This is a genomic window from Kocuria salsicia, from assembly GCF_007681555.1.
GTDB lineage: Bacteria > Actinomycetota > Actinomycetes > Actinomycetales > Micrococcaceae > Kocuria > Kocuria salsicia.
Genome location: NZ_VELE01000004.1, coordinates 1 through 12,390, shown reverse-complemented (window position 1 = coordinate 12,390; position 12,390 = coordinate 1). Strand labels below are relative to the sequence as shown.

The window sequence follows — 12,390 nt, the reverse complement described above, 5'->3', positions numbered from 1 at the left end:
TCACTACGAGTCTCTGTTCAGGACGTGGTGGCACAGCGCGTCGAGCTCCGCGCGCTGGGCAGCGGGAAGCGGGAGCTCGTCCAGGGTCGCTCGGGCCCGGTCCACGAGATCCGTGGCCAGCGCCACGGCTGCCTCCTGCGCTCCCGACGTCGTCAGGACAGCCCGCGCAGAGCCCACCGAGGCGCGCCCTGCCGCGAGCTCTGCGAGGACGTCCCGCACCGCGGGGTTCCGCATTCCGTGGGCGGTCAGCACGGTGGCCTTGCCCGAGGTGAGGTCGGCGTCCACCGACTTGCCAGTGAGCTCGGGGTCGCCGAAGGTTCCCAGGACGTCGTCGACGACCTGGTACCCCACACCGAGCAGGGCACCCGCGTGAGCCAGCCGGCGGGCCTGGTCCGGGGGAGCCCCTCCGAGCAGGGCCCCTGCCCGCAGCGGTGCCTCGAACGAGTACGTGGCGGTCTTCAGCCGCTCCATGTCCAGGATGTCCTGGACGCCCGGATGCTGCGCGCCGTAGCGGTGCAGCGAGAGGAGGAGATCGTCCAGCTCCCCCGCCGCGGACGCGGTCACTGCCTCGAAGACCACGTCCGCCACGGCGCGGGCCCGCCCCGGGTCGTCGGTGCACGTGGTCGCCAGCCGCAGCGCACCCGCCAGGAGCAGGTCTCCCGCAAGGATCGCGGCGGACTCCCCCGCGTGCTCGGCCTCGCGCTCAGGGGCCCCCGCCTGCACCGCGTCGCGACGGAAGAGCTCGCCCACCGTGGGCCTCCCGCGCCGGCGCCAGTCCCGGTCCACGACGTCGTCGTGCACGATCAGCGCGGCGTGCAGCATCTCGAACGATGCGGCGAGCCGCACGCACTCGGCCCCGTGGCCGACGTCATCGCTCTGCTCACCGGCGAACGCGCGCCACGCGATGTGCGTCAGGCGGGGCCGGATCAGTTTGCCGCCCAGCACCTGGTGCCGGATGCGATCCCACATCACGGGGAAGCCGGGGCTGGAGGGGACCCTGTTGCGCGGTGAGTCGAAGAACTCGCCCAGCTCCCGGTCGACGGCCGCGCGGAACAGGTCCCAGACCGCGGTGGGGTCGGCCGCGGTGCCCGCCTCTGCGGTCATGAACGCTCCTCCCTGGCACGGTGCGCGCCCCGTGTGGCGCCGCCTGTGTCGGCCGGGCGTTCCCGCAGTCCCGCCAGGTAGTCCTCCATGCGGTCGGCGGTGCCGGTGAGGAACTGAAGGACGGCCCCGCGGCCGGACTCGTCCAGCCGCGCAAGCTCCTCCTCGACCATGTCCATCATGGGCACCACGTGCTCCCGCACCTGCTCGCGGGAGCCGGACACGGCCCGCACGGTCATGCGGCGACGGTCCTCTCCGTGCGGTTCACGCACCACGTGCCCGGCCCGGGCGAGCCGGTCCACCACGGCCGTGGCGGAGGCGGTGGTGATGTGCAGGGCGTGGGCCAGGTCGGTGGGCCCCATCGGACTCCGCATGAGCAGGGCCATGGCGGAGTAGTCGGTCTCCTTCAGGCCCATGAGACGGCGGATCTGGTACCCGATCTCCTCGTTCAGCCGCACCAGCCGACGCAGCGCCCGCGACTGCGGGCTCACGCTCGCACTCCACGCTCCGGTCTCCGTCACCCGGTGACTCCCGCCTCGTAATTACTAGAAATTCTAGTAACCATCATGCTGGACAGCGGCGGGACCTGTCCAACCCCGGGCAGGGTCACCCGAGCTGGCGCAGGGCCCGCACCACCCCACCCCCGTATCCGCCGCCGAACCGGATGGCGTGCACGAGCAGCGGGGGCAGCTGGTACCACGGCACCCGCTGCTGCCAGCCGTCCGCCAGGGGGTAGGCGTCGTCGTACGCGGTGAAGCACTCCCTGCCGAAACCGCCGAAGAGCTGCATCATCGCGAGGTCGTACTCGCGGCCCCCGTAGAACGAGGACGGGTCGATCAGCCAGTTCGCGCCGGAGGCGTCCACCACCCGGTTGCCGGCCCACAGGTCCCCGTGCAGCAGGCTCGGCGGCTCCGCGGGACCGGCCAGCTCCTCCGCCCGGGGCGCGAGCTCCGCCAGCAGGCCCGACGCCGCGGGGTCCAGGTTCCCGGCGTCCACCGCCGCGCGCACCAGCGGCTCGATCCGGCGCACCAGCAGGAACTCGGCCCAGTCGTCGGTGGGCGTCAGATCCGTGGGCGAGGAGCCGATGCGCTCGGGCAGGTCCGGGGCCAGCCACCCCACGTGCGGTGCGTGCGCGCGGTGGATCGCGGCGAGGCCGACCCCGAAGCCGCGCTCGGTGGCCTCGGTCCGGGCGCCCGCGCCCTCGTCGATCCACTCCAGCGCGAGCGCACCGTCCGAGACGTGCAGCACGCGCGGCACACGGATCTCTTCCGGCGCCACGGCGCGCAGGGCCTCCAGGCCCCTCGCCTCGAGGGGGAGCACTCCCGCCGGGGCGTTCGGCATCGTCTTCACGAACACGGGCCCGCCCGGCGTCTCCACGCGGAAGGCGTTCGCGCTGTCACCGCCGCTGAGCGGCTGGGCGGTCTCCGCCCGCAGCTCCGTCACGAGGTCCGGGGGCAGCTGGTCGATGTGAGTCATGGTTTCTGTCTAGCACTGCGCGCGGGGCTGCGTCACCGCGCGGGGCAGGACGGTCGGGCAGGACCCGGCGACCTCAGCCCGCGACGAGGGCTTCATGGTGAACGACTCCGGCACCGGGAGCAGCCGGGCCCGGAAGAGATCGCTCTGCAGGAATTCCTGGGTCTCGTCCGCCATGTCCACCTGGTCGTTGGTTCCGCCCTCCTGGGTGCCCTCGAACGAGACCACGGTGCCGTCCCCGCGGCTCACGTAGCCGAAGAGCCGGTCCGCGCCGGTCGCGGACGTCACCGCGTACACGTTCGCCATGTTCACGCCCACCGACTGGCCGGGGAACGGCCCCACGCCGACGGCCAGCGGATGGCCCTGGGCGCCCAGCGCGTCCGGGAGGGTTCCCACCGTGGCCGGATTCTGGGGCGTCACGGGGCTCGCGATCTGGCCGTCCGGACGGATCGAGAGCGTGAACATCCGGACTCCGCTCTCGTCGTTGACGCCCCACGCGGGAATCTCGGCGGTCGAGGTGCTCAGCGCGGTCACGCTCCAGTCGCCCGGGTAGTCGAACGAGATGGTGCCGTCCGGGGTCGTGAATGTCTGGGTGAGAGCCACCGTCGTGCCCACGAACGTCCCCTCGCTCGCGGCAGCGGACGGGCTCGCGGTGCCCTCACCGACGGGCCCACCGCGCGACCCGCGCCCTCTCGGCTCCGTCTCAGCCCAGCTGCGCCCGAACCCCGGCGAGGTAGATGTCCACCCCGGCGAGGAACTGTTCGCGGTCGTCATGCTGCGCGAAGCCGCGGGCAATCGTGTGCAGGAACGGGAACTCGTGGGCGTCCAGGGCGAGCCAGGCGTCCGCGAACTCCTGCAGGTGCTCCTCCTGGCTCACCCCCTCCTCCAGGAACGCGGCCGGCATCTCGCGGATCTCGGCGCCGCTGCCCACCACGAAGGACAGCAGCCCGCTGGCGGCGTTGAAGCACTGCGCGCTCGTGAGCTGCATCCGCATGAACTGCTGGCCCATCGCCTCGAAGATGCGCAGGGAGTTGGGCTGCATGGTGGTGTCGCGCAGCAGGTACGCCCCGGCCCACTCGTGCGCCTGCAGGGTGTCGAACAGGGTGGCAGAGAGTGTTCGCAGCACCTCGAACGGGTCCTCCCGCACGTCGACGCCGCTCAGGACGTCCGCGAGGATCGCGTTGGTCGCGCGGTCGAGCAGCTCATCGCGCCCGGTCACGTAGTGGTAGATCGCCCCCACACCCGTCTCCATGCGGGCCGCGAGCGCCCGGAAGGTCAGGGCGTCCTGGCCCGCCTCGTCGAGCAGCGCCACGGAGGCATCGACCACGGCGGGCAGGGAGAGGGCTGGCCGGCTCCCCCTGGGGCGGCCGCGGGTGCGCTTGGACTCGGGTGCTGGACTCATGGATTGCACTTTACCGAACCCCGTTCTAATATCGCAGCAGGTTGAAATTAGAACCATGTTCGAGAAAGGCTCACGCCATGTCCCACACCACCTTCGAGCCGGTAACCTCCCCCTCGCGGGAGAGCGCTCCGGCCACGATCGTCGGCAAGACGATCAGCCAGGCCTGGCTGCCGTTCGCAGCCCTGTGCCTCTGCTTCTTCGTCGAGATGGTGGACAACACCGTCCTGACCATCGCCCTGCCCACCATGGGCCGGGACCTGCACGCCTCCACCACCCAGCTGCAGTGGGTCACCGGCGCGTACTCGCTGATGTTCGGCTCCCTGCTGCTCACCTCCGGCTCCCTCGCGGACCGCTTCGGCCGACGCCGCGTGCTCACCGTGGGCCTCGCCGGTTTCGGCCTGGTCTCCGCCCTGGTCTGGCTGGTCCAGGACGCGGGCCAGCTGATCGGGCTGCGCGCCGTCATGGGCATGTTCGCCGCGTGCATGGCACCGGTGACCATGTCCCTGGTCTTCCGCCTGTTCGACGACGAGAAGGTGCGGATGCGCGCCATCTCGATCATGGTCATCATCGGCATGAGCGCGATGGCACTGGGCCCGGTCGTGGCCGGCGGCGCCCTGGAGTCCGTGAGCTGGCACTGGCTGCTGTTCGTCAACACCCCGATTGCCGCCTTCGCGATCCTCGGGCTGCTGTACGGGGTGCCCAAGGACACCGCCGAGGACCTGCACACCACGCCCCTGGACCTCCCCGCCGCACTGGCCACCATGGCCGCCATGGGCCTCGGCTGCTACGCACTGACCAGCGGCGTCGACAACGGGTGGACGTCTCCCGTCACCCTCGCCTGCTTCGTGGGAGCGGCCCTCGCCGTCGTCGTGTTCATCGCCCGGGAGCGCGGCGCCGCGCACCCCATGATCGACCTCGCCGTCCTCACGCGCCCCACCGTGCGCGGCGCCGCACTGGCCCAGCTCGGCAGCTCCGTGGCCATGATGGCGGCGATGTTCATGCTGATCCTGCACTTCCAGTACGCCCTGGGCTGGTCCCCCATGAAGGCCGGTCTCGGCAACCTGCCGTTCGTGGTCATGATGATCATCTCGAGCCCCGTCTCCGAGAAGCTGATCGCGAGGTTCGGTCACCGCGTCACCTGCATGATCGCCACCGCGAGCGTGGTCCTCGGCACCCTGGTGCTGGCCTTCGGGGTGGAACACGGCTACTGGGTGCTCGCCGCCGGCATGGGCCTGATGGCCATGGGCCTGCGCATCATCATGACCGTGTGCGCCGTGGCGCTGATCGAGGCCATGCCCGAGGACCAGACCTCCATGGGCACCGCGCTCAACGACGTCAGCCAGGAGCTCGGCAACTCGCTCGGCACCGCCGTGGTGGGCACCATCCTCGCCGCGCTCGTGGCCAGGACCCTGCCGGACGGTCTGTGGTCCGCGGACTTCCTGGAGTCCTTCTTCCACGGCGAGCGCGTCATCTACCTGGTGGTCGCCGTGCTGGTGGCCGTGATCAGCGGCTACGGCTCTGCACCACGCTCACCAATTCCCACGCCGCGGACGAGCACTGAGCCCCGCCCCGCTGCGCCCGGCGTGCGACCTCCCGTTGCACGCCGGGCGCACGCCCGTCCGCCCCTTGACGGCCACGGTGTGAGCCGTGCTACGCTCTCGAACAACAAAGGATCAAGAGTCCCGGTATAAAGCTCTGGCTAGCCGGGCGGCAACCCTCCTGCTGTAGTGGGGTGCCCCAGATGACGATCCGGCCGTTGCGCAACCGCGTGATGGCAAGTACGGCGCTCGGAACTGGACCTCCGGCGTCAACGTCGGAGGTTTTTTCACATGTCCGCACCGTCGCTCGCACCGCAGCAGACCCCGGCCCGGCAGCAGGCCCCGGTGGCTGACCCGCCCACGGGCACGTCCTGGCTCGTGCGCCGTCCCCGGCGTTCCACGCTCGTGTCCTTCGAGGTGTTCCCGCCCCGCCCGGACGCGGACCCGGACACCGTGTGGTCCCACATCGACGCCATGGCCCAGGCCGGTCCGGACTTCTTCTCGGTCACACACGGGCACTCCGCTGGCACGGGTGTCTCCCGGGAGGCACTGCGCCACCTGCGCCGCACCACGAGCACCCCCGTGATGGCCCACTTCACGTGCGGCGGCACGGACCGCGCGGGCCTGGAACGCTCCGTGGAGCAGCTGCTCGACGACGGTGTTCGCGACCTCCTCGCGCTGCGCGGGGACCCGCCGCTGGGCAGCGGGCAGTGGGAGACTCCCCGTGGCGGGCTCGGCCGCGCCTCGGAACTGGTCTCGCTCATCCGTGACGTCGAGCGGCGCCGCTTCGGAGACGGCTACCGCCCCGGGACCCGGCCGCTGTCGGTGTCCGTGGCATGCTACCCCTCCCCCGCCCGTGGCCGGGACTTCGAGGCGGACCTGGCGTCCCTGTGGGAGAAGCAGGAGGCCGGCGCGGACTACGCGATCACCCAGGTGCTCTACGAGCCCGAGGACTACGCCCGCTTCCTGGAGCGCGCCCGCTCGGAGGGCATTCACATCCCGGTGGTCGCCGGGCTGATGCCGCTGAGCAACCCGCAGCGGTTGCGCCGGATGACAGAGATCACCGGCGTGGCCGTGCCGAAGCGGCTCACCGACTTCCTGGCGGCGGGCACCCCGGACGAGCTGCGCCGCCGCGGGATCGCCGCCACGCTCTCACTGATCGACGACCTGCTGGACCTCGGCTGCGCGGGCTTCCACCTCTACACGTTCAACCGCCCGGACGCCGCTCTGACCATCCTGGAGCACCTGCGCGTGCGGGACGCCGCCCGCGAGTACCGGGGCCGCAGCCCGGCCTCCTGAGCCGACGCCGCGGCGTCGCCGTCATCCTCCCGCCGCACCTCTCCCACTCCCTCAGGCCCCGCTCCGCGAGCCCACCCGCCCGCGGTCGCGGTATCGCACACCCTTTTTCCCGCCCGCACCGGGCAGCCCAGCCCCGCACGTCACGCAGCAGGGCGGCAACCCGGCCCCGTCAGCACCACAGACGATCACCACCGACCGAAGCATCCACGCCACCAGGCATCGCATCCACCAGAGATTCACGAAGGAGTTCCCATGACTGCTCGACCCACCACCCCGTTCCCCACCGCCACCGTTCTCGGCTATCCCCGCATCGGCCCGGACCGCGAGCTGAAGAAGGCGCTCGAGGCGTACTGGGGCGATCCGGTCCAGCACCCTGCCCAGACAGTGCTGGACACGCTCGCCGCACTGCGGGAACGCACCACCTCCCGGCTCACGGGGCTCGGCCTGAGCGCCCCGGCCGCGGTGCCCTCCGAGGGCTTCGCCGTGGACCACGTGCTCGACACCGCCCTGGCTCTGGGTGCGGTCCCCGCCCGCTTCGCGGCGGACGGCTACCGTCCCGCCGCCCCGGACACCCCGCGCGGCATCGAACTGGTGACGGCACTGTCCCGCGGGACGGACCACCTCGAACCGCTCGAACTGACCAAGTGGTTCGACACCAACTACCACTACTACGTGCCGGAGATCGGCCCGGACACCCCCCTGAGTGCGCACCCCGAGAGTCTGGTGCAGCGTTTCGCCGCCACACTCGCGGCCACGGGCACGGTCACCCGCCCCGTCCTGGTGGGGCCGCTGAGCCTGCTGCTGCTCTCTCGTCCCGAGACCACGGACGACTCCGGCGTCCGCTCCCTGGACCGGCTCGAGGACGTCGTGGCCCTCTACACCACCCTGCTCTCCGCTCTCGCGGACGCCGGAATCCCGTGGGTGCAGCTGGACGAGCCCGCCCTCGCCGCGGACGGGTGGCAGCTGCCGCGCGCCGAGCTCGTGGCCGCTCTGGAGACCGTCTACGCGCGGCTGAGCTACCCCGCCCACCGGCCGCAGATCCTCGTGACCGTCGGCTACGGGGACGCCGGCGAGGACGCGCAGCTCGCCCTGGCCCGTACGGACGTGGACGCCCTGGCCGTGGACCTGGACCGCGGCGACGTCCCCGGCGAGGCCGCCCTGCGGGCGTGGGGCGAGCGCCCGGTCGTGGCCGGCGTGGTCGGCGGCCGCACCGTGTGGCGCACGGACCTCGCACGGGCCGTCCAGAAGCTGGACCTGCTGCGCTCCCGTGCCCACGGACCGGTGGCCGTGGGCACGGCGACGCCGCTGCTGCACGTGCCGCACGACGCCGCCCGCGAGACCGGGCTGGACCCGGCCGTGCGCGCCTGGGTGGCGTTCGCGGACCAGAAGGTCGGCGAGGTCGTGGAACTGGCGCGCGGCGTGGAGCAGGGATGGGAGACGGTGGCCGAGACGCTGCGCCACGACGCCGCCGTGCGCGAGGCCCGCGCGAACCACCCCGCCACGCACCGAGCAGAGGTCCGCGAGCGCACCGCCGCCGTGCGGGACACTGACCGCCGCCGGGACACCGCCGAGGCCCGCCGCGCCGCGCAGCACGAGCGGTTGCAGCTGCCCGTACTGCCCACCACGACCATCGGCTCCTTCCCCCAGACCGCGGAGGTCCGCACGGCCCGCGCCGAGCACCGCGCCGGGCGCATCACGGACGCGCAGTACACCGCGCGGATCCGGGAGGAGATCGCCCACACGGTGCGCGCGCAGGAGGAACTGGGCCTGGACGTGCTCGTGCACGGGGAGGCGGAGCGCAACGACATGGTGCAGTACTTCGCGGAGGCCCTGGACGGCTTCGCAACCACCCGCCACGGCTGGGTGCAGTCCTACGGCTCACGGTGCACGCGCCCCTCGATCCTGTTCGGTGACGTCTCCCGACCCGCGCCCATCACGGTGGACTGGACCTCCTACGCGGCGTCCCTGTCCGAGCGGCCCGTCAAGGGAATGCTCACGGGCCCGGTGACGATCCTCGCGTGGTCCTTCGTGCGCGACGACGCCCCCGCCGCGGAGGTCGCGGACCAGGTGGCGCTGGCACTGCGGGACGAGATCACGGACCTGGAGGCTGCCGGGACCGCGATCATCCAGGTGGACGAACCCGCCCTGCGTGAGCTGCTTCCGCTGCGTGAGGCGGACCGTCCGGAGTACCTGGACTGGTCCGTGGGGTCCTTCCGCCTGGCCACGGGCGGGGCGGCCACGGACACGCAGATCCACACGCACCTGTGCTACTCGGAGTTCGAGACGGTGCTGGGCGCGATCGACGGTCTGGACGCGGACGTCACCACCTTGGAGGCCTCCCGGTCCGGTTCGGGCATCGTGGATGGGCTCGCCGCCGCGGACTTCCCGCGGGATGTGGGTCCCGGCGTGTGGGACATCCACTCCCCGCGCGTTCCCACCTTCGAGGAGGTCGCCCAGCGCGTGCGCCACGCCGCCCACTCGATCGGCGCCGAGCGCGTGTGGGTCAACCCGGACTGCGGCCTGAAGACCCGCGGCTGGACGGAGACGGAGGCCGCCCTGGACCGGCTGGTGGCCGCGGCCGTCACGGTCCGCGGGGAGCTCGCGCGAGAGGGCGACGCCCCTGCCGACGCCGCCGCACGGGCCGTCCCCGGGGCGGGTCGCCCGGGTACCGAGCACCACGGGGACCCGCAGCACGACACCGACCGCGCCCGTTCGACCCACGCGGCGCCGGCCAGCGCGAGGGTCGGCGCCCCGAAGCGCTGACCCCGGGCCCGGCCCACGAAGCACACCGAGCACGATCCGCGGCCCCGCATCCCTCCGGGGCGGGGCCGCGCGGCACCGAGAAACGGAGAACGTCTTGAGCGACACCACAGCTCGCGCCCCGCTGGGGACGCCAATCGTCCAGCCCATCCACCACAGCGCGGCGTACGCGTTCGACTCCCTCGCGGAGGCCCGCGCGGTGTTCGCGCAGCGGGCCGGTGGGTTCACGTACGCGCGGACCGGCAACCCGAACGTTGCCGCGCTGGAGGCCGAGATCACTCGGCTCGAGCACGGAGAGTGCGCGGTGGCCACAGCATCCGGGCAGGCGGCCCTGGCGCTCGCGCTGCTGGCGCTGACCGGTCCCGCGGAGGACGCGCACGCCGTCGTGTCCTCGCGGATCTACGGCGGCAGCGTGGACCTGCTCACGGACACCCTCGCGGACACCGGACTCGAGGTGACCTTCGCGGACCCCCGGAACCCGCAGGAGTGGGAGGACGCGCTGCGGCAGGGGACCCGGGTGTTCCTGCTGGAGTCCATTGCGAACCCACTGACGGAGCTGCCCGAGCTCGAGACCATCGCGGAGATCGCCCACCGCCACGGTGCCGTGGTGATCGTGGACAACACCGTGGCCACTCCACACCTGTACACCCCCGCGGAGCACGGCGCGGACTTCGTGGTTCACTCGGCCACCAAGTACCTCTCCGGTCACGGCGGACCGCTCGGCGGTCTGCTCGTCGACGCCGGGCGCTTCGATCCCACCCGGGACCCGGAGCGCTGGCCGTGGCTCACCGAGCGGCAGCACCGGTGGGGCGACCGCTCCGCCGTGGAGGTCTACGGAGCGAAGCGTGCGCTGCTGGGCGTGGCCCGGTGCAAGTACCTCAACGACCTCGGCCCGTGCATGGGCGCCACCACCGCGCACGAGATCCTGCAGGGCATCACGACGCTCGGGGTCCGTGTGGAGCGCCAGTCCGCCACCGCGCAGCGGCTCGCAGCCACACTGTCCGAGCATCCGGCCGTGGCGCACGTGCACCACCCTCGTCACAACGGCCCACGCCAGGCCGAGCTGCTCGAGACCGGCGGCTACCACGGTGCGGGCGGCGTGTTCTCCGTGGAGCTGCACGGAACCCCCGAGCAGGTGGAGCAGGCGGTGGATGCCCTGCGGCTCATCAAGCTGGCGGCCAACATCGGGGACGTCCGCACCCTCGTGGCGCACCCCGCGAGCATGACCCACTGCCGTCTCACCCCCGAGCAGTTCGCGGCGAGCGGCATCACCGAGAACACCCTGCGCTTCACGGTGGGGCTGGAGGACGAGGCTGATCTCACGGCGGACCTCTTCCAGGCCCTCTCCGTGATCGCCCCGGCCGAGGCGCCGCACGCGCACGCGTGACCGCTCGGCGTCGGCCGCCCCACCCGTATTCTTCAATCCGCAATAGGAGGACACCATGACCCGCCACGGACTCGCCACGCGCGCCATCCACGACGGCCAGCAGCCCGACCCGACCACCGGCGCGGTGGTCCCACCCATCTACCAGACGTCTACATTCGCCCAGGACGGCGTCAACGAGTTCCGCACCGGCGGCCACGAGTACAGCCGCGGCTCCAACCCCACGCGCAACGGCTTCGAGGAGCAGCTCGCCTCGCTGGAGCAGGGGACGCGGGCGTTCGCGTTCGCCTCCGGGATGGCCGCGGAGGACGCGCTGCTGCGAGCCGTCCTCGCGCCGGGCGACCACGTGGTCCTCGCCTCGGACGTCTACGGCGGCACTTTCCGTCTGGTCGACCAGGTGCTCTCGGGCTGGGGGATCGAGCACAGTTTCGTCCCCTCCGCCTCCGCCGACGACGCCGCCGCCTCGATTCGCCCCGGCCGCACCCGGGTGCTGTGGCTGGAGACCCCGTCGAACCCACTGCTGAGCGTGGCGGACATTGCCGCCTGGGCGCGGGTCGCCGACGACGCCGGTGCCCTCCTCGTCGTGGACAACACCTTTGCCACACCCGCCCTCCAGAACCCCCTGGCCCTGGGAGCCCACGCCGTGATCCACTCGACCACCAAGTACGTGGGCGGGCACTCGGACGTGCTCGGCGGTGCGGTCGTCGTGGGGGACGCGCAGTGGAAGGGCAAGCCCCTCGCCGAGGCAATCGCCTTCCAGCAGTTCGCCTGCGGAGCGGTGGCCGGCCCGTTCGACTCGTTCCTGGCCGCCCGAGGACTCAAAACGCTGCCGCTGCGCATGGAGCGGCACTGCACCAATGCGCTCGCTGTGGCCCGCTTCCTGGAGGCGAGGGAGGACGTTCTCGAGGTGAACTACCCGGGGTTGGAGAGCCACCCGCAACACGCACTCGCCGCGCGCACGTTGAACGGCGGCTTCGGGGGGATCATCTCGTTCCGACCTGCCGGTGGGGTGGCCGCCGCCCAGGAGTTTGCGAAGGCATCCGAGCTGTACAGCCTGTCGGTGAGCCTCGGCGGGGTGGAGTCGCTCGTGTGCGTGCCCCACGGCATGACCCACGCGTCCCGGGTGGGGACCCCGTACGAGGTTCCCGAGGACCTGGTGCGCCTGTCGGTGGGAATCGAGACGCTGGACGACCATCTGGAAGATCTGGATCGGGCCCTGGCAACCGCTGCCCGGGTTGCCGGTGCCAACCAGCCGACCACTGAACCGCACGGTGCTTGCGCGTCACACGAGGTCCATACCCCGACCACCGTCGACCCCTCCGGGGTTCCTGTCAGTGTCGGGACCGGCCTGTAACAACAGTCCCCCCCCCGAGGATGATGAAGGGCCCTGCGGGGTGGGAACCCACGACTGGGTTCCCACCCCGCAGGGCCCT

General features: G+C 72.0%; 10 protein-coding genes and 1 riboswitch. Of the genes, 5 read left to right on the top strand and 5 right to left on the bottom strand.

Annotation, left to right across the window (positions count from 1 at the left end):
• Positions 1-3: 3 nt before the first annotated feature.
• The 5 genes from FS770_RS07970 to FS770_RS07950 all read right to left on the bottom strand — a co-directional run bounded on the left by FS770_RS07970 (position 4) and on the right by FS770_RS07950 (position 3,976).
• A complete protein-coding gene (locus FS770_RS07970) occupies positions 4-1,104 on the bottom strand; it encodes a polyprenyl synthetase family protein (protein ID WP_145011004.1) in 1,101 nt (366 codons plus the stop codon).
• On the bottom strand, positions 1,101-1,592 hold the full coding sequence (locus FS770_RS07965; protein ID WP_244944826.1) for a MarR family winged helix-turn-helix transcriptional regulator: 492 nt from the start codon (positions 1,590-1,592) through the stop codon (positions 1,101-1,103). Before FS770_RS07965 ends, FS770_RS07970 begins: the two co-directional genes overlap by 4 nt.
• A gap of 115 nt (positions 1,593-1,707) precedes the next feature.
• Entirely contained in the window at positions 1,708-2,577 is an 870-nt protein-coding gene (locus FS770_RS07960; protein WP_144943141.1) for a fructosamine kinase family protein, read from the bottom strand.
• A gap of 9 nt (positions 2,578-2,586) precedes the next feature.
• Positions 2,587-3,189: a hypothetical protein gene (locus FS770_RS07955; RefSeq protein ID WP_145011001.1), complete on the bottom strand. Its 603-nt coding sequence runs from the start codon at positions 3,187-3,189 to the stop codon at positions 2,587-2,589.
• An 88-nt stretch (positions 3,190-3,277) separates the two neighbouring features.
• A complete protein-coding gene (locus FS770_RS07950) occupies positions 3,278-3,976 on the bottom strand; it encodes a TetR/AcrR family transcriptional regulator (protein WP_055082522.1) in 699 nt (232 codons plus the stop codon).
• Between the two features lie 77 nt (positions 3,977-4,053).
• Here FS770_RS07950 and FS770_RS07945 point away from each other — a divergent pair, with 77 nt between their 5' ends.
• From FS770_RS07945 to FS770_RS07925, 5 genes are all read left to right on the top strand, one after another.
• Positions 4,054-5,667, top strand: a complete 1,614-nt coding sequence (locus tag FS770_RS07945) for an MFS transporter (RefSeq protein ID WP_186366730.1) — start codon at positions 4,054-4,056, stop codon at positions 5,665-5,667.
• Positions 5,648-5,763: riboswitch (SAM riboswitch) on the top strand. Its footprint overlaps the gene before it by 20 nt.
• 42 nt (positions 5,764-5,805) lie before the next feature.
• Positions 5,806-6,813: a methylenetetrahydrofolate reductase gene (locus FS770_RS07940; protein ID WP_244944825.1), complete on the top strand. Its 1,008-nt coding sequence runs from the start codon at positions 5,806-5,808 to the stop codon at positions 6,811-6,813.
• 252 nt (positions 6,814-7,065) lie between these two features.
• Positions 7,066-9,576, top strand: a complete 2,511-nt coding sequence (gene metE, locus FS770_RS07935; RefSeq protein ID WP_145010998.1) for a 5-methyltetrahydropteroyltriglutamate--homocysteine S-methyltransferase — start codon at positions 7,066-7,068, stop codon at positions 9,574-9,576.
• A 94-nt stretch (positions 9,577-9,670) separates the two neighbouring features.
• Complete coding sequence (locus FS770_RS07930) at positions 9,671-10,960, top strand: aminotransferase class V-fold PLP-dependent enzyme (protein WP_145010995.1); 1,290 nt, start codon at positions 9,671-9,673, stop codon at positions 10,958-10,960.
• 55 nt (positions 10,961-11,015) lie between these two features.
• Positions 11,016-12,311 (top strand): cystathionine gamma-synthase, encoded by a 1,296-nt coding sequence (locus FS770_RS07925; protein WP_144943137.1) that lies wholly within the window; start codon positions 11,016-11,018, stop codon positions 12,309-12,311.
• The last annotated feature ends 79 nt before the right edge of the window (positions 12,312-12,390 follow it).